Source organism: Candidatus Erwinia haradaeae, from assembly GCF_900698995.1.
Taxonomy (GTDB): domain Bacteria; phylum Pseudomonadota; class Gammaproteobacteria; order Enterobacterales; family Enterobacteriaceae; genus Erwinia_E; species Erwinia_E haradaeae_C.
This window is the reverse complement of the sequence record NZ_LR217735.1, coordinates 305,024-324,432: the sequence shown is the minus strand read 5'-3', so window position 1 is coordinate 324,432 and position 19,409 is coordinate 305,024. Positions and strand designations below refer to the sequence as shown.

The window sequence follows — 19,409 nt, the reverse complement described above, 5'->3', positions numbered from 1 at the left end:
AATCCTTTTTAAATATATAGATTTTCTAAAAAATGAAAACAGTATTCACCAACATAATGCACAGTATTAGAAATACTATTATCTATTATCATATAGCTTCTTAACAGAAGAATAAACATAATATCTTTATGGAAATCACTATGATGCTCTTATGCGTTATGTAACTATACTTAATCATTTATTTACAAATCCCCAATACTGCCTCTGCAGCCTTTTCATTTGCATTTTGTCGCAATTGCTTGTGTAAATTAGAAAAAATATCAAATAACGCATAGCAACTTTGTTCTTGATCTAAAAATAATTCTAATTCAGCAGCAAGCCGTGATGGTTGGCAGTTATCCTGTAATAATTCAGGAACAAGTTTAAAACCTGCTAAAATATTAGGTAATGATATATACTCTGTACGAACTAATCGTCTAGCTAACCAAAATGTCACCGGTTTTACGCGATAAGTAACTACCATAGGGCACCTCGCTAACATACACTCTAGCGTGGCTGTGCCAGATGCAAGCAAAGTAGCGTCACTCGCTTGCATAGCCTGTCGACTTTTTCCGTCTAAATAACGCACCGATAAATTCGGTGAAACGCGAGATTGAATTGCTTTAAACTGCGCTTGATGTTTATCATTAACTAACGGTACTAAAATCTCTAATTCTGGATATTTTTCTCGTAAAATCATTGCTGTTTTTAAAAAATCTGCACCTAACATGTTTATTTCAGCGCTACGACTTCCTGGCAGCAAAGCTAAACATAAAGCTTTGTCTGAAATCCCAAGCTCATAACGCGCAAATGATTTATTTGGGACAATTGGCATAAGATCCGCTAAAGCATGACCAATAAAACAACAAGGGATATCAAAATGATCATAAAATAATTTTTCAAATGGAAAGAGTAATAAGATAAGATCTACGGCATGTCTAATTTTATATATGCGATTTTTTCGCCACGCCCATAATGCTGGGCTTACATAATGAATAGTTCGTATACCTTGACGCCTAAGATTTTTTTCTAGTGTTAAATTAAAATCCGGAGAGTCAATACCAATAAAAACGTCTGGCTTTAAATTAATTAATCGACGAGTTAAAACACGGCGAATATACCATAAGCGTCGTATACAAAACAATACTTCAGAAAACCCCATTACAGAAAGCTCTGACAGATCATACCACGCCACACACCCCTCAAGCTGCATGAGGGGTCCAGCGATTCCCACAAAATAAGCATTGGGGTGCTTTTTTTTTATCGCACGAATAAGCCCAGCGCCAAGTATATCACCAGAAGTTTCTCCAGCAACTAATGCAATAATTAAAGATTGTATAGCCATAGGTTAACGAATAATCCCTCTAGTAGATCGAGCAAAAAAATCATAAAATAATTGCACTTCTGGATGTGAATTCGCAATGCTCGCGATCTCTAGTTTTACTTTTTCAAGTGTTTTTCCGCTACGATATAGCATTTTGTAGGCAGCACGGATCGCACTTAATGCCTCTTTACTAAAGCCATGACGCTGTAAACCTACCACATTAATCCCAAATGGCCTTGCATGATTTCCTTGCGCAATAATATAAGGAGGTACATCCTGTGTCACACCAGAGCATCCACCTACCATGACATAAGAACCGATAATACAGAATTGATGTACTGCGGTCATGCCACCGATAATCGCGAAATCATCAACATTGACATGCCCAGCTAATGTAGCATTATTAGATAAAATACAATTGCTCCCAATAATACAATCATGAGCAATATGTGCATTTACCATTAATAAATTATCATTACCAATACGTGTAATTCCCTCTGCTTGTACGGTTCCGCGATGAATCGTTACACTTTCACGTATGTGATTACGATCTCCGATCTCAACTCGTGTTGGCTCGCCAGAATATTTTCGATCCTGATTAACATCGCCAACTGAGGCAAATGGCCAGAGAGTATTGTTTTTTCCGATAGAAGTATGACCATGAACTACCACATGTGATTTTAGAACTGTACCAGCGCCAATTCTAACATTAGAACCCACAACACAAAATGGATTAATCTGGACGCCAGCACCAATCACAGCGCCTTCTTCAACAATGGAACTAGGGTGAATAACGGCGGTAGCATCAATCACCAATTAAACCTCCCGGCTACGGGCACACATCATTTTTGCTTCACAAACAATTTTACCATCAACGGTCGCATCGCCTTTAAAACGTGTTAAACCACGACGGGTTTTTTCAAAGTTGACTTCCATAATCATTTGATCACCTGGAACCACTGGACGCTTAAAACGTGCTTCATCAATACCTGCAAAATAGTAAAGTTCACCCGATTCTAATTTACCCATGCTTTTGAATGCAAGAATACCAGTAGCTTGAGCCATAGCTTCTAAGATTAAAACCCCTGGAAAAATAAGTTTTCCAGGAAAATGACCTTGAAAAAACGGTTCATTGACTGAAACATTCTTCACTGCTCGCAAATATTTGTTTTTTTCAAATGCAATAACTCGATCAACTAATAGAAATGGGTAGCGATGCGGTAAAAGATTAATGATCTCTTCAATTTTTAGGGTATGCATGTGAATAGTCAAAATACTCTTCCCGTCCTAAAAGCTAATAGCATCAATAATGAGACTTGTAAAAAAAATTACAATTTTTCCACAAACCAAAAATCATTTGTTTGCGACCCTATACTTATTCTTGTTCACATATTATTTGATATACACTATATATAGGTTATGCAGTAGTTTACTTATGCTTCAATATTTTTGAATGTACGTTCAATATTTTTTAAGCGTTTTCTAATATCGTCAATATTCATTACTAATGTTACCATTTTACGCCAGGTTTTATTTGGTTGAATCGGAATTCCTGAAGAGTATATGCCAGGTTCCGTGATAGATCGCATGACCATGCTCATCCCGGTAACAGTAACATTATCACAGATTTCTATATGTCCATTAATAACACTTGCACCGCCAATCATACAATCTTGCCCAATCTGGAGGCTGCCAGCCATAATAACACCGCCCGCTATTGCAGTATTATTGCCAATAATAACATTATGTGCAATCTGGCATTGATTATCCACGATAACATCATTACCAATTTGTGTATTATCGAGAGAACCGCGATCAATCGTAGTACAGGCACCAATCTCAACACGATGCCCAATAATTACCGTACCTAACTGGGGAATCTTAACCCAATTACCCGAGCCCCGAACGTAACCGAAACCATCAGAACCAATAACTGCTCCAGATTGAATTAAACAATCCTGTCCAATTTCTACTTTATGATAAATTGAAACATTTGCCCATAGTCGACTCCTAGAACCGATATTAGTTTGTTTTCCAATAAAACATCCAGCACCAATTACTACATCGTCACCTAATATAACGTCAGATTCAATGACTGAATTAGCACCAATAGCTACACGTTGTCCAAGACAAGCTGTACAATCAATTACCGCACTTGGAGCAATCCTAATCGCTGGTTTAGGTGTTCTATCAAACAATTGCGCTATACGAGCATATGCTAGGTACGGATCACTCACTATTAATGCAGAACCATAAAAAAACTGCAGATCTGCTCGTGTTAATACCACAGCTGAAGCTTGGCAGCCTAAAAGCTTTTTAGAATAGCGCTTATTAGAAAGAAAAGTTATCTGACCTTTTTGAGCAGATTGCATAGATGAAATACCAGAGATAGCAATTTCTCCATCACCATGCAATTCTGCATGTAACTCCTTAGCCAAATCAGCCAGTCGAATAAAAAACATAGACTATTTTACCTGCTTCAAAACATCAGCAGTAATATCTTTCACTGAAGAAACGTAAGCGACCGCACCTCGATCCAAAACTAAATCATAACCTTGAAGTTTAGCAACTTTCTGTACAGCATTCTGAATTTGATATATAATTTTATCCCGTTCTTCTATTTGACGACGACGAGTATCCTGATCAAAAACTCGAACGGTAGTATTAAATGCTTCGCGCTTTTTGATAATTTCTTTTTCTATTTGAAGCTGATCACTTGCTTTCATGGTTAATCTATTACGCTGCATATTCTGTATTTTGGTTTGCAGATCATGCTCCATATTCTGCAAGGCAATCGTTCGATCCTTAAACTCTTTTTCTAACTTATGCGTTACAACAGTAAGTTGTGGTAATTGCTGAAAAATATCAGAAATATTTACTATTGCGATTTTATCAGAGGCCGCAGCAGATACAGAAAAAATTAAAATAACACTTAGACTTATAATGCGAAAAACCTGTTTCACTCTTGAGCTCCTTAAGACTTTTAGGTTATTGATTATCATTACGGTAAATAGAATATATCACTACAATATCGTATCACACTAACTGATTCATTCTAATGCAGATTATGGCTTATTATTTAACTCTGCCTTAATATTAACTCTGCCTTAATATTAACTCTGCCTTAATATTAACTCTGCCTTCATATTGTGCTACCAAGTTTTTCCTATATAAAATTGAAATGGTTCAGATTTGTCTCCATGATACTTATGAAAAGGGCAAGCATATGAAAATACTAATGGCCCAATAGGTGACATCCATTGTAGCGCAGCCCCTGCTGAGATACGAATATTTTTAGGTTTACTATAATCTGGAATATGCAGAAAACTCATCTCTTGAGTTTCTTTCCAGCGCGTATCCCATAACATACCAGCATCTACAAACAGAGAAGTACGTATTAAATTAATATATTTTTCATTCAGAAAAGGCGTTGGTGTAATTAACTCAGTACTTAATACTACTAGAGCATTACCACCAACCGAATCTGCAGACTGACATATGCTGCTCAGAGAACCACTAGTGCACTTAGATAAAGCATTATTATAATATACAGCCTTTGGTCCAATAGTGTTCGTGCGTAAACCTCGCACTGTTGTTAAACCACCAGCATAAAAGTTTTCATAAAACGGCAGCTCATGGCCATCAAAACCGTCTCCGTAACCTAAGCGACCGCGACACAATAGAATCCAGTCTCTGGTGACATTCAATGGAAAATATTGCTGCATACTCATCATGATTCTATAAAAAGTATTTTTTGAACCAGGTATAGTTATCTTACCATTAAGATTGGCATGATGTCCTCTAGTAGGAAAAAAGCTACGGTCTAATGTATTATAAGTCCACCCATAATTTAAAGTAAGATCATCTGTAGAGAACTCTTCAGTAGCAGAAACCGAAGGGTTCTCACCATGAGTGCGCAAATAACGCCACATCGCAACCTGTGGTTTCATATCAGAAAGACTATGATGAAGATAACCAAAACCAATATGGAGGGTGTTAGCTTCATTTAATGGAAAACCAAGCATACTATCACCTCCATAATATTTATTAGTATAATCAGACAAATCTGCGGCATGAGCTTTAAAATCATTATAAATAAAACGTCCACCGAGACTTACGCCAAAAGTAGTAAAATAAGGATCAGTTAAAGAGAGTTCAGCGTATGTCATATAATCATTTTTTGTGCTGTTTATACCAATAGCATTCCCCGTTCCTAACCAATTGTCCTGAGTGAGTCCAATCTGAAAATTCACACCATTTTCCGTCCCATAACCTATACCTAGGTTAATCGTTCCAGTATTGCGTTCTTGTACTCTATATACTACATCTACTTGATCTAAAGATTCAGGCACTCGTTGAATTTTAGAGCTAACTGAGATAAAGTAACCAAGACGATTTAAACGCTCTTTTCCTTGTTCTACCAGATCACTTTGTAACCATGTGCCTTCTATTTGCCGAGCTTCACGACGCATCACGGCATCTTTAGATACATGATTACCTTCAAAACGTACTTGACGTACATAATATCGAATACCTGAATTAATAATAAAGCTTAACTTTACGGTTTTTTTAGTATCATTAATATATAGATTCGTCTGAATCTTCGGATATATATACCCATGATGTCCTAAGATTTTTTTAATAGTTTCTTCTATACGCAAAGCATGCGTCCTGTTATATAAACTACCAATTTGCTCTGTTTTTAAAGTCTGAATCTCTCTTGAATCGAGTTTTATATTGCTATTAATCATAATATCAGATAATTGATACTGATCACCTTCTGTGATATTAATAGTAATATAAATACCTTCTTTATCTGGCGTCAAATTAATCTGAGTAGAATTAATATTAAAACGTGCATAACCACGATCGAGATAAAAACCTCGCAAGATGTTTAAATCTTCATTGACTTTTTGTGTCTGATATTTACTATCACTTAATAAATGTAACCAAGAATTTTTGTCTCTTAATTTAAAATGAGAGAGAAGCTCATCTGTGCTGAATATTTTGTTACCCACGATGTTAATTTGTTGAATTTTGGCAGGTCTCCCCTCAGTGATAACAAAATTTAAATCGACACGGTTACCTGGTAATGTAGTTGAGACAGTATTCACACTTGACCGATAATGACCGATACTATAGTAAAAATCCTCTAATTCTTGCTCAATAGAAGCAAGAGAAGAATGATCTAATACCTCTCCAATGAATATACCAAAAGCGTTTAAATTCTTTTTTAATAATTCTTCTTTAAGAATTTTATTTCCTGAAAAAGTGATACCAGCGATTACTGGACGCTCTTTGAGTTTTACAATTAGAGAATCACCATTACGTATAAGGTGCACATCATCGAATTTTCCAGTCGCAAATAATGCATGAATAGTCCTTCTAATATCTTCATAAGAGGCTACATCTGAAACATGAACAGGCATACTTCGCAGTACAGACTCAACAGAGATCCGTTTTAATCCATCAAAATAAATATTTTTGACCACAAATCTATCTGCACTACATACAGTAGCGCTACTCAAAAAAAGTGATGCTATGAGAAAATTTTTCATTGGCATCCTTTGGTAAATGCATCCCGGCTTTTATTATAAATTTTATTACATAGCACAAAGTTATGTAATTTTACGCAATCCACAATATGATAAATCATTATAAATAATAGCCCTTTGCAAAATACTGGACCAATGACATTAAAATAATAAAAAAGTTTATGAATTTGTTCAGGCATGAGGCTACCTATTATCTTCAATACTATAGAAAAAGTAGGTTATCACTATCTAGACTAACAGTGAACAAGGGTTGATCGTCCAAAGATTAACGCTGAAAGAGCGCCAGAAACATGATGTAGTAAATGCCGTAATATTCTATTCATCTAAAGAACAAACACTTGGTCAAATAAAAAATATCAATTAAAATTATGGCATTGTCTTTCAATTATGATTCATTTTAAATATTTTTAACATCAAAATTAAGTATATTTTAGATATAAAAATTTTTTTACAAATAATAACCAACGACTCATACTAGAAAACTATTCTATATTAAGCAGACGTACTACGCATACAAGGAAAAAACCTGTAATGTGCTTAAAATTTTTGTAAAATATAATTCTTTTCATTTAGAAAAGCTCTATCTTATAAAGCCACTAACTAAAGCTCTATACAAAGCAGATTTGTTAAAGTAATTTGACCATAGCACACCGAGATACTATAAGGACGATGATAATTTTTATCAAAAAATATTTTATTTTTTTAGTCTTATCGGCTCTCTATAAAGAATACTTATACTTCTAGCATCTGTCATCTCAATAGATCAACTTATAAGGTATAAATAGGACGAAAAATAAAAGTCATCTAGATTGTACTTGTAGTTAACAGGTGTAGCAATTTTTAATGCTCTATGTATCATAAAAAGATATAGTTGAATATATGGTACTGTATAAAAATATTTGCACTAATCATTTCACTACAACTTTTAAATAAATTATTCCACCCTAACTTATTTACTCTATCAATACATTTACTTACAACTACTTATTAAAGAACTAACCTACTAAAAGAATATTTACTTAACTATAATCAAAATAATGAATAAAATAATTTTTGAATAAACACATTTAAAAAATTATCAGAATAAAATTTATTTTCTCAATTAAAGATCAAACAAAACTTACAATTAACGCAGATCTTGTTTTGATCATACATCTATTAAATAATTTTAATTATTGATTCATTTCATAAAGACATACGAGATTCAAAGTAATTACGTCTTCATTTAACATTTCAATTATCAAAACTATCAATTTTATGAAATAAAACCTATTTAATATTTAAAAGAAATAAAATATTGCATTATTTATACTTTATAGTAATACACCATCTAAAATACCAACACTGATGTACAATGATCTTAATATTTTTTATACAAACTTTAAGAAAGATTTTCCAAGTATACCACCAAATAGTATACTCTCGCTAAATAGTATTCTCCCTTAGAGAACTTCTGTAATCATAAACTGCAAACTAGCGAAAATTGGAGCGGCAGAAGTCAGACTATCAATACGATCTAATATACCACCATGTCCAGGAATTAGTTTACCGCTATCTTTGATGCCAGCTGCACGTTTAAAAATGCTTTCACTTAAATCACCCAAAATAGAAGCGAGCACGGTAAATATAGAACATAAAAACAAACTTATTGGCGCTACACTCAATATTTTTAGCTGGGTAAATAAAAAAAAGATTATAAATGCACTAAATAGACCACCTAACAAACCCTCCCATGTTTTTCCTGATGAAATTTTTGGCACTAACTGATGTTTTCCAAAAACTTTTCCAAATAAGTAGGCACCAGAATCTATCCCCCAGACTAATATTAATAAATATAGAAGACGCCACGCACCAACAATGTGATCAAATTGATAGTGATATTGACGAACCGCCAGCATACCACAAAAAAACGACCAAATAGTTAATAAACCAAATAAAATACTCAAGACACGCGAATTTCTCCACAATAAGGCTGAAGATGGATAAAATAATACTAAAGGTATTGCTAATATCCACCACCATATTGAAACCCATAACATATCAGGAATTCTTAACCAATGTGCTCCCTTCAGCGCATTACCGGATAATATATCAAACATGCTAATGAATAAAATCAATCCACATAATATTATAAAGAATACCCGATGACAGCAAGAAGATAAACCTGCCAAAGGACACCATTCCCATGCAGCTAGCATGCTTATTAAAAATATAGTGATACCAAATAACAATATAGGTAGATAAAATAATGCTAAAATAATAATTGGAATTAATACTAATGAGGTGATGCATCGCATTCGTAACATCAAGCCTCCTAAGTTCCCATAAACATTTAAGTTCCCATAAACATTTAAGTTCCCATAAACATTTAAGTTCCCATAAACATTTAAGTTCCTATAAACATTTAAGTTTCTATAAACATTTAAGTTCCTGTAAATTTTTAAAGAGCAATACCACCAAATCTACGCTCTCGTTTTGCAAATGCATGTAGCGCGCCTTGAAAAACATTTTCATCAAAATCAGGCCACAAGATGTCTGTAAACCAAAACTCTGCGTAAGCCGCTTGCCATAATAGAAAATTGCTAATACGATATTCTCCCCCAGTCCTTATTACAAGATCAACAGGTACTATTGCACTTAAGCACAAATGTGCGCTTAACGTTTTTTCTTCGATTTCTTCTGGAAGAAGGCTCCCATCTCGCACCTGTTCTGCTAACGCCCGCACTCCATGAATAATATCCCAACGCCCCCCATAATTTACAGCAATATTTAATATTAAGCCTTGATTGTTCTGAGTTTTTTCTTCAGCGCATCGAATGCAGTCTTGTAAGCGATGGCTAAAACGGGTGGTATCGCCAATAATATTCAAGCGAATATCATGTTTATTTAAATTTTTAACTTCTGCATCCAGAACTAAGACAAATAACTCTAATAAGGCTATAACTTCCTGATTAGGACGACTCCAATTGTCACTACTAAAAGCATATAACGTCAGTGCATCTAATTGATAACTTACTGCAAAACTAATAGCGCGCCGAACAGATTCTGCACCTGCCTGATGTCCAGACATGCGTAATTTTCCTTGTTTTGTTGCCCATCGACCATTACCATCCATAATAATTGCTACATGACGGGGCTTAACCATCTTTTGGTTCTGATATTGTAATTGATCTTCGGGCGACATCGTGCGTCATGATTCCCCTAGTTCAGAATGAAATCGCTTCTGAGAATCTTTCTTTATTAAAGCTAAGCTGATATAATATAATTAGCTGTTTTATTAACATTATTAATAATCTCTAACTTCAAAGTCAGAAATTATCATCAATGATCATGAAGCAAATCATAACAGATCATTTTCTAATAAATCGTGACAATAACTCCCATGCTATAGATCTTGCTTCACAGTCGATAACAAGTACCGCATCAACGCTATCTGGCTCACAGCAGGACAAACTGTCTAAAACCTCAGCATTGAGTGAAACAATATCAGTAAAAGCTATTCTTGATGCTAAAAATGCTGCCACCGCAATTTCATTAGAGGCGTTCAATATCGTGGTAGCTGCCTGTCCTGCTTGGCTAGCCTGAATAGCCAGCTTTAAGCAAGGATAACGCACATAATCAGGCTTTGAAAAAGTCATTTCTGAAAGTTTCTGAAAATTAAGCTTTGGAGCTCCTGAATTCACTCTCTGAGGCCAACCCATACCATAAGCAATTGGCGATCGCATATCCGGGAAGCTTAACTGTGCCATAATACCACCATCTAGATAGCGCACCATAGAGTGTATAACAGACTGTGGATGAATAATCACTTCCATCTGCTTATCTGAAGCATTAAAAAGCCATTTTGCCTCAATATATTCTAAACCTTTATTCATCATCGTGGCTGAATCAACAGATATCTTACGTCCCATCATCCAATTTGGATGCAAACATGCTTGATCTGGTGTCATATAACGCAGTTTTGATAAAGGAATGTCGCGAAACGGACCTCCTGACCCTGTCAAAATAATACTCTCAACACCATTGTTTTCTAAAACAGCAAAACCTAACTGAGTCTGTAAAGATACAGGTAAGCTTTGAAAAATGGCATTATGTTCACTATCAATAGGCACAATCTGAGCTTGAGAAGAAATGACCGCTTCTAAAAAAAGGCGCCCGCATGTTACTAATGATTCTTTATTAGCTAGCAAAACTTGTTTGCCAGCTTGAATAGCTGATAAAGTAGGCAACAGGGCTGCTACCCCTACAATTGCCGACACTACCTGATCCACATCATCTAGCGCAGCCATATCGCAGATTGCCTGTTGACCATTTAAGACTTCAGTAGAGACATGAAAATAATGTAATCGAAAACGTAATTCGCGCGCAGCTTTTTCATCTAACATAACAGCAAAATCCGGGCGAAACTCTAAACATTGCCACATCATCCGTTCGACATTTCGTCTCGCCACTAAAGCTTTAACAGAAAATAGCTTACGGTTTTCTCGAACTACAGATAGCGTACTACTACCGATAGAGCCAGTTGAGCCGAGGATCGTTAATTGCTTCATACATTTACTCAGAATAATAAAATTCAGGCGTCACTGTAAAAAATCGAACAATCGTTCTAATTTAGGACATCATATATAATACTAACATATAAATATTGTGGTAAAATTTTTAAAAATCTAATATGTCCTTTTCTTTATCTAGCAGGATTCCATCTATTTTTTTAATGAAAATATCAGTGATTTTCTGTACCAGTTCTTGTGCACGTCGGTCTTCCTCTAGGCTAATTTTTTTTTGTTTTAAAAGCAGCTTAATATGATCATTAGCATCGCGACGTATATTACGAACTGAAATTTTTCCCTGTTCAGATTCACTACGTACCAGTTTAATGAGTTTATGTCGACGCTCTTCAGTTAATGTTGGAAGTCGAATACGGATATCTATACCTACTGTCTGCGGATTAAAACCTAAACCTGAAGTTATAATTGCTTTTTCAACTAAAGGAATGATAGATCTATCAAATACGTTAATTTTTAATGTGCAAGCATTTTCTACAGTAATATTAGCCAACTGAGATAAAGGAGAAGACGATCCATAATAATCAATAACTATACCGTCAAGTATAGATACTGATGCGCGCCCGGTATGAATTTTTCTAATGTTTTGTATAAACACTGCTACGCATTTTGTCATGCGAATTTCAGCGTTATTCTGAATATCATTTATCACTCTATACAGCCTTACATGCTATGGATATTATCACTATTCTCAGGAACTAAAACACAATCTGTCAATAACTTATCACCTTCATTAGATTGGCAGCGCCTACCTTAATTCTCTTTATTTTTATCTGGTTAAAATAAGACAAACATTAATTTGTAATTAAAGTTCCTTCTTTTTTACCCATAAGTATACGACGTAGAGCGCCTGACTTATTCATATTAAATACACGAATAGGTATCCCATGATCGCGCGCTAAAGTAAAAGCCGCCAAATCCATGATTTTTAGAGCGCTACTTAATACTTCTGAGTAAGTAAGTTTTTCATATAACACCGCCTTGGGGCAACTTGCTGGATCCGCAGAATAAACACCATCTACTTTAGTAGCTTTTAGTACTGCGTTAGCCTGAATTTCAATACCACGCAAACAAGCTGCAGAGTCAGTAGTAAAAAATGGGTTACCAATACCTGCGGCAAAAATAACTACGTGATTATTCTGTAAAAGACTATTAGCCTTGTCCCAACAATAAGTATCGCAAACAGTATTTAAAGGGATAGCAGACATAAGAGTGACCTGCATATTCGCACGATACATGGCATCTCTCATGGCTAAACCGTTCATTACTGTTGCTAACATTCCCATATGATCTCCTACTACACGATTCATACCAGCCTGTTCTAAACCTGACCCACGAAATAAATTACCACCACCAATAACTATGCCTATCTGAACACCTAATGCTACTAACTCTTTCACTTCTTTTGCCAAACGCTTTAACGAACTTGGATTGATGCCAAAACCTTCAGAACCTTGGAATGCCTCACCGCTCAACTTTAGCAGGATACGTTGATATACAGGTTTTATATAAGTCGCCATAGTCATGTCCTAGACGATGTCTGTAATCAGGAATTCTAATTTTCACTAGAATTATATTTTCATCAAAATCATCTTTCAAATCTCAAAGAGTTCTATATAACGCAGCTGAGATTATTTTTGAATAGTTAAATTTTGAAAACAACTATCTAAATGGCGATGCTCATAAAACTACTTCGTGATTTGAGCTAATACTGAAACTTCTTTTGCAAAATTTGATTCTTTTTTCTTAATCCCTTCACCTACCTCAAAGCGTATAAAATTATTTACAATTGCATCTTCTTCTGCAAGACATTGGCCGACATCTTTATTTAAATCTAAAATAAATGGTTGACTAGTTAGAGATATTTCTCGAATAAATTTTTGCATTCTACCTTTCACTATTTTTTCAGCAATCTCTTTTGCTTTTCCAGATTGCATTGCAATTTCTAATTGAACCTGATACTCTTTTTCTAAAATTTTAGGTGATACATCTTGTGGTGAAATAAATTCGGGTTTGCTTGCTGCGATATGCATAGCAATTTTTTTAGCAAAGTTAGTGCTTGATTTTGTCAGAGACACTAAAACACCAATACGTTGATTATGTACATATGACCCTAAAACCGAACCTTCTAGAGAAACTATTCGTCGAATATTAATATTTTCACCAAAATGAGAAATTAGAGACATACGCTCCTCTTGAAATTTATCTTCTAGTTTTTTTGCATCTATCACGTTACTAAAAATGGCAGCATCAAGTACTTTATCAGCAAATAATTGAAAGCGAACATCCTTAACCACAAAATCTGTCTGACAATTAATCTCCAAGATAACGCCATTATTTCCTATAATTTTGCATCTAATTAAACCTTCTGAAGCTATATTTTTCGTTTTTTCTGCTCCTTTAATTATGCCAGATTGACGCATATATCTTATGGCTAAATCAATATCACCGTGCGCATCAGTAAGTACTTTTTTACAATCCATAATACCTGCACCGGTGCGTTCTCGTAAATCTTTTACTAGAGCAGCGGTAATTGGAACCATTCTTTTCTCCTACGATTAACTCGCATTATATTTAAAATATATATATAAATCTAATATACAACAGTATGTTTTTAAAAAAAGACACCGATTTCTTTTTAAAAGAAATTATATAATAAATACCAAAAAAAGTCAAAATCTCACAACCTATTCAAATCACTATTTCATAAAAACTATTTATTAATAATAATAAAATATACCTAACATATCTTAAATAATAACTCAGTAGTATTATACATTCTATTATTTAACCTAAATTACGCTCTAGATAACCCATCACGAATAGTAGCCTCTACTATTGTTAGATATAAATTAACAGCACGAATAGCGTCATCATTTCCTGGAATAATAAAATCCACGCCAGCTGGATCAGAATTGGTATCTACAATAGAAAACACCAGAATACCTAAATTATTTGCTTCTTTAATCGCAATATGCTCATGATGAGCATCTACAACAAATAGTGCATCTGGCAAGCCACCCATATCCTTAATCCCGCCCAAACTATTTTCTAGCTTAGCTAATTGACCAATGCGAATCAGGGCTTCTTTTTTAGTGAGTTTCTCAAAAGTTCCATCTTGAGACTGAATTTCTAACTCTTTTAATCGCTTAATAGATTGACGCACTGTTTTCCAATTGGTCAGCATACCACCTAACCAACGGTGATTGACAAAAAATTGATCACAGCTTAAAGCGTGTTTTTTAATAGCTAAATTTGCCGAACGCTTAGTACCAACAAACAAGATTTTGCCTTTACGGGCAGAGATCTTTGTAATTTCAGATAAAGCTTCATTAAACATAAGAACAGTTTTTTCAAGATTAATAATATGAACCTTATTACGAGACCCAAAAATAAACGGTTTCATTTTTGGATTCCAATATCGAGTCTGGTGACCAAAGTGTACACCTGCTTGAAGCATTTCATGCATAGAAATATTTTCCATAATTATCCCCATAGAATATATAATACTAATTATATGATTGTGTAGTTAAAATTATACATATATAATAAAAAAACCTATTAGTTTTAAACTAAATAGGCTCATCATAGTTAAATCAATAAAATATCTTTAAGAACACAGAACGTTCTATACGCATAGATTTTATTATTGCGTGTTTATCACAAAGAATAACTAATGTCTTGTGCATATAATAATCTACTGTAGAGTTTTACTAATTAATGCAATATAAGGTGATTACACTGTATATTGATATTGTCATTATATACTGACGCCATGAAACTCTGATCATTATCGAATAAAATATGGTAATTAAGATATTGTTATCTATAGTTCTCCGACTGTTACTAACTGTTTATTTTAAGGGTTAGCTGTGAAAATGCTACTCGATTGCATTAACCTCTATTATATTAATCTAGATAATTATTATAATAGATTATTCATCGTCTAAATAAAGCATAGTCTATTAAAGACTAAGAAACAAGTTCAGATCTTGCGATACACATAGGACAATTTATACAGTACAATATAAATTATTTTTATAATAAAAAAAGTAATTAACTATACCTGGCATAATGTTAGTATAATTATTATCTAGCATAACCATGGTATGCATAGTTCTTTACATAACCATGACATGAATATATTTAAAATAAAATACATATTTAGAGTATTTATTATCAAACTTTATCTGATCTCCGCTCAAAGTATTTACATTAAAAATAACATTGGACATATTTTACATCAGAAAACCAACAGTACAAGAAATCATCTGGTCTTAATATATCTATCTCTGAAATATATCTCTTAGATAAGATAATGTATATCTTATCTAATATAAATGAGCTAATACTTTAACCAAAATATTCAAAACATACCACTAAACAAATAATAATGAATAATTAAAGAGCATTGTAATCGAACAATATATGTATATTAACTATGATCTTTTGATCATACAAGAAATCAAATAAAAAGACTAATAAATTAATGACAATCACCTTACTCTAAACTATGATGTGTTTCAAAATTAAAGAAAAAAAATATAAATAAAATTTTTTAGTTTATAAGATATATTAATATTCATTTTTCTTACATTTGTGATTAATTATAAAAAAGACTAAAAAAGACTGCGAACTTTAAACTACTAATAGTAAATAACATATTACTATATTTTATTATAATATTATTTTGTATTAATAATAATGTTATCTTACATTCCATCTTCTTATCAGAAAGTGTCTGTTTTTCTTACTTAATACGGATATATTTATTTTATGGCTATTTCAATTAAATCTAGCAAAGAGATCACTAAAATGAGAGAAGCTGGTCGCTTAGCCGCTGATGCTCTTGAAATGATTAAGAATCATATTGCTCCTAATGTTAACACAGAAAGACTAGATCGCCTATGTCATAATTATATTACTAAAAAGCAAAATGCCATACCTGCATGCCTAGGTTATCGTGGATACCCAAAATCCGTATGTATATCAATTAATGATGTGGTATGCCACGGTATTCCAAGTCAGAATGATATTCTAAAAAATGGCGATATTGTTAATATCGATATCACAGTACTAAAAAATCACTACCATGGTGATACTTCTGCTATGTTTTTTGTAGGTAAGCCAACTACTCAAGGTGAGAAACTTTGTCGTATTGCACAAAATAGCCTCTATCTTGCTATACAACTTATTAAACCAGGAATTCGCCTCAGAACTATCGGAAGAGAAATTCAAAAATTTGTTGAAAAAGAAAACTATTCCGTAGTACGAGAATACTGCGGACACGGTATTGGAAAAGGATTTCATGAAGAACCTCAAATTCTTCATTACGATGCTGATGATGGTGGCATAGTATTAAAAAAAGGCATGACATTTACTATTGAACCAATGATTAATGCTGGAAAGTGTAGTGTTTACACTCTAAAAGATGGATGGACAGTTAAAACCAAAGACTCTAGTTTATCTGCTCAATATGAACATACTGTTGTCATAACAAATAATGGATGCGAAGTTCTAACACTGCGTAAAAATGAAATAATTCCTCGAATATTTACACATTAGTATTTAAATATTAATAGAGAAATTTATACCAAATAATGTATCGATTAAAAAATCAATAAAAATATAACTATTACTAAATATAATACCTATATAATATAAATAAATAGAATATAAAATATTTCTCATGCTTCTAGATAATTTTAGCATTCTAAAATAGAATCTCTTATTACTGGTAAAATGTGAAAAATTGAATATATTCTATCCTTAACTAGTAAAATTACATAATAGATGAGCATAACACCAAAAAATTATAATACTGATCTGTATGAATTTATTTGAAAAAATAATCTAGAATATAAGACAGTGAATTAACACAAATAGCTTTTTGTCAAAAAAAAACAGAAAGCCTTAATAAAATTAAATGCTCTATATCTAACCAAAGAATATCACTGGTTTTCGTTAATAATCATATCTTTTTAAAAAAATCTCCTATATCCTTTTGTATTATTGTATATTACGTGCTATTTTTAATATATTATTTTAATTTTATAATTTTATGCAGCATAAATACATTGTTATCTATTGATAATTTCAAACAATACTTTCCTAATTTTAAATATTTTGAGGTTATGATAATTAATAAATGAAAAAAACCTTAACACTTTCCTTAAAAGTTTTAGTAACTATTTCGATGTCTACGACACCATTTATTCTATTTTTCGCATCCTATACTAAAAAGATACCACTAAATTTTAGACTATAAATTATTAATATGTCTCTACTAAAGTAGAGACAGTTATAATCTAATTCAATGATGATCTTCTCTTAAATTGTATAAATTTTCTTGTCAGGTAGAGATGACTTGAATGATGCTTTTATTAATACAAAAGGCAATTATTTGTATTAACACGACTACTTAGAAATAGCACTAAAATCACTATATACATCGACATGGTATATCTTCAGCGTCATGTATAATCTTAAGTACTTATTCATCTGTCTAGAAAGATTAAACCAGTAATACATCAAATATGATCTATTTATATGTTTGTATGTGTAATATTTTAAAGCATTTTCGCTCTAGATTTCATCTTTTATCTAAAATGTTATTAAAAGATATTATTAAAAGATATTATGAATCAAGATTTTCATTTAAATCAATTTTGTAAATACTACATACAAAAAAAATAAAATTAATATTTATGTACTGCTCTGATAGAGACGGTGAATATAAAAATGTTACTCATTCAATAAAATATATTAATAATATCTCTATCAATCTGTTTAATTTTTTATGTGAAAAAAGAATATAAAAACCTACACCTAATAATAATATATTTATTAACCCTGTATATCAACCTACATTATAAATTTTTAGAGATTGACACATAATAGAGATAAATATATATAAAAATTTTTTCTATTGTAGACTTTTTTACCGTAATGTTACAATGAATATTATGTTTACAATTAACCCAGTATACAATAATATTGTTTATATGCTATTTATCGGAAAATTAAGGATGTCTTTCATACATATAGAAATAATTTAATGTACAAATTAACATCCAAACGATCAGTCGTAACCCTAGCTAAAAAACTTATCTAATGTATTGTATTTTGCATAGATCTAAATATAAATACATATATTTATTAAGCATATACTATACTATATTTATTTTAATAAATAATAAACTTATTATACAATATAAAAATATCAATAAATTAATTATTATAATTTTCAATTCAAGCGCTAACTTATCTATGAACAGATACAATCTATTGTGTAATATTACAATGCAAAAATAAATCGTAAATCACATTTATCTACTATAAAGTGCCTGTATATCTATATAATACCATAAACATCAAAATATTTTTATTATTGACACTGTAAAGTGTCTCAAATAAATAAATAAAATAACTTTTAAAACATACTATATAATATATAGTACTAATGAAGTATATATTATGCAATTATAATAATAAATATGACTAACTCTTAGTAAAACCAAAAGAAAAGATGTAACATACCATACTTTATTACTCATTTAACTGAGAAATTATTTTCATTTTAGCTCATATTTTATGTGATATTATTATTCTTAATTTATTAATTAGTATATAAATTTAGGTGAAAATTAAGATTGATTTTTGTATTCTAATATCAGATACTTTAAGATATCTACATTTCTCCTATTAAGTAGATAAAATAATAGAAATCCATATAGCATATATCTTACATCATGCTTAGCTCATGGATCATGAAAACATACTTACCTATCATATTAATGATAAAATTAATGATTGAATGATTGAATGATTATTCAAGCATATAAAAAATCAAAAAAACAATATTAAATATTGAATATTTTCACAGTGATCGCAAGCTGTAGCAATCAAAATGTATACACATGTATCAGCATCTCACTATACAGCAGCACCTGCTATAATTGAAGTAATCATTAACAATTGCAATAA

14 protein-coding genes are annotated in these 19,409 nt (G+C 32.2%); 1 reads left to right on the top strand and 13 read right to left on the bottom strand.

Annotation, left to right across the window (positions count from 1 at the left end):
- Positions 1-178: 178 nt before the first annotated feature.
- The 13 genes from lpxB to rpsB all read right to left on the bottom strand — a co-directional run bounded on the left by lpxB (position 179) and on the right by rpsB (position 14,907).
- Positions 179-1,324, bottom strand: coding sequence for a lipid-A-disaccharide synthase (lpxB, locus tag ERCISPPA3004_RS00980; RefSeq protein WP_157990276.1), 1,146 nt, complete (start codon positions 1,322-1,324; stop codon positions 179-181).
- Between the two features lie 3 nt (positions 1,325-1,327).
- Positions 1,328-2,116 carry an acyl-ACP--UDP-N-acetylglucosamine O-acyltransferase gene (gene lpxA / locus ERCISPPA3004_RS00975; protein WP_157990670.1) on the bottom strand — a complete coding sequence of 263 codons (789 nt, stop codon included), beginning with the start codon at positions 2,114-2,116 and terminating at the stop codon, positions 1,328-1,330.
- 3 nt (positions 2,117-2,119) lie between these two features.
- On the bottom strand, positions 2,120-2,575 hold the full coding sequence (gene fabZ, locus ERCISPPA3004_RS00970; RefSeq protein ID WP_157990275.1) for a 3-hydroxyacyl-ACP dehydratase FabZ: 456 nt from the start codon (positions 2,573-2,575) through the stop codon (positions 2,120-2,122).
- Positions 2,576-2,736: 161 nt separating this feature from the next.
- Positions 2,737-3,765, bottom strand: coding sequence for a UDP-3-O-(3-hydroxymyristoyl)glucosamine N-acyltransferase (gene lpxD / locus ERCISPPA3004_RS00965; RefSeq protein ID WP_157990274.1), 1,029 nt, complete (start codon positions 3,763-3,765; stop codon positions 2,737-2,739).
- A gap of 3 nt (positions 3,766-3,768) precedes the next feature.
- Positions 3,769-4,266 (bottom strand): OmpH family outer membrane protein, encoded by a 498-nt coding sequence (locus ERCISPPA3004_RS00960; protein ID WP_415017141.1) that lies wholly within the window; start codon positions 4,264-4,266, stop codon positions 3,769-3,771.
- A gap of 189 nt (positions 4,267-4,455) precedes the next feature.
- Positions 4,456-6,867, bottom strand: a complete 2,412-nt coding sequence (bamA, locus tag ERCISPPA3004_RS00955) for an outer membrane protein assembly factor BamA (RefSeq protein ID WP_157990272.1) — start codon at positions 6,865-6,867, stop codon at positions 4,456-4,458.
- 1,433 nt (positions 6,868-8,300) lie between these two features.
- Positions 8,301-9,164 (bottom strand): phosphatidate cytidylyltransferase, encoded by an 864-nt coding sequence (locus ERCISPPA3004_RS00950; RefSeq protein WP_157990271.1) that lies wholly within the window; start codon positions 9,162-9,164, stop codon positions 8,301-8,303.
- Positions 9,165-9,298: 134 nt separating this feature from the next.
- On the bottom strand, positions 9,299-10,042 hold the full coding sequence (uppS, locus tag ERCISPPA3004_RS00945) for a polyprenyl diphosphate synthase (RefSeq protein ID WP_157990270.1): 744 nt from the start codon (positions 10,040-10,042) through the stop codon (positions 9,299-9,301).
- Positions 10,043-10,208: 166 nt separating this feature from the next.
- Positions 10,209-11,408 (bottom strand): 1-deoxy-D-xylulose-5-phosphate reductoisomerase, encoded by a 1,200-nt coding sequence (gene ispC / locus ERCISPPA3004_RS00940; protein ID WP_157990269.1) that lies wholly within the window; start codon positions 11,406-11,408, stop codon positions 10,209-10,211.
- A gap of 109 nt (positions 11,409-11,517) precedes the next feature.
- Positions 11,518-12,075, bottom strand: coding sequence for a ribosome recycling factor (gene frr / locus ERCISPPA3004_RS00935; protein ID WP_157990268.1), 558 nt, complete (start codon positions 12,073-12,075; stop codon positions 11,518-11,520).
- A gap of 142 nt (positions 12,076-12,217) precedes the next feature.
- A complete protein-coding gene (pyrH, locus tag ERCISPPA3004_RS00930) occupies positions 12,218-12,943 on the bottom strand; it encodes a UMP kinase (protein WP_157990267.1) in 726 nt (241 codons plus the stop codon).
- 168 nt (positions 12,944-13,111) lie between these two features.
- A complete protein-coding gene (gene tsf / locus ERCISPPA3004_RS00925; protein WP_157990266.1) occupies positions 13,112-13,966 on the bottom strand; it encodes a translation elongation factor Ts in 855 nt (284 codons plus the stop codon).
- Positions 13,967-14,220: 254 nt separating this feature from the next.
- Positions 14,221-14,907, bottom strand: coding sequence for a 30S ribosomal protein S2 (gene rpsB / locus ERCISPPA3004_RS00920; protein WP_157990265.1), 687 nt, complete (start codon positions 14,905-14,907; stop codon positions 14,221-14,223).
- Positions 14,908-16,199: 1,292 nt separating this feature from the next.
- On the opposite strand from rpsB, the gene map reads away from it, so the two are divergent.
- Entirely contained in the window at positions 16,200-16,988 is a 789-nt protein-coding gene (gene map, locus ERCISPPA3004_RS00915) for a type I methionyl aminopeptidase (protein WP_157990264.1), read from the top strand.
- The last annotated feature ends 2,421 nt before the right edge of the window (positions 16,989-19,409 follow it).

Bases quoted from the DNA above. Each gene is read 5' to 3' on its own strand.
- lpxB (WP_157990276.1), bottom strand. From the start codon at position 1,324: ATGGCTATACAATCTTTAATTATTGCATTAGTTGCTGGAGAAACTTCT.
- lpxD (WP_157990274.1), bottom strand. From the start codon at position 3,765: ATGTTTTTTATTCGACTGGCTGATTTGGCTAAGGAGTTACATGCAGAA.
- bamA (WP_157990272.1), bottom strand. From the start codon at position 6,867: ATGCCAATGAAAAATTTTCTCATAGCATCACTTTTTTTGAGTAGCGCT.
- ERCISPPA3004_RS00950 (WP_157990271.1), bottom strand. From the start codon at position 9,164: ATGTTACGAATGCGATGCATCACCTCATTAGTATTAATTCCAATTATT.
- uppS (WP_157990270.1), bottom strand. From the start codon at position 10,042: ATGTCGCCCGAAGATCAATTACAATATCAGAACCAAAAGATGGTTAAG.
- ispC (WP_157990269.1), bottom strand. From the start codon at position 11,408: ATGAAGCAATTAACGATCCTCGGCTCAACTGGCTCTATCGGTAGTAGT.
- pyrH (WP_157990267.1), bottom strand. From the start codon at position 12,943: ATGGCGACTTATATAAAACCTGTATATCAACGTATCCTGCTAAAGTTG.
- tsf (WP_157990266.1), bottom strand. From the start codon at position 13,966: ATGGTTCCAATTACCGCTGCTCTAGTAAAAGATTTACGAGAACGCACC.
- rpsB (WP_157990265.1), bottom strand. From the start codon at position 14,907: ATGGAAAATATTTCTATGCATGAAATGCTTCAAGCAGGTGTACACTTT.
- map (WP_157990264.1), top strand. From the start codon at position 16,200: ATGGCTATTTCAATTAAATCTAGCAAAGAGATCACTAAAATGAGAGAA.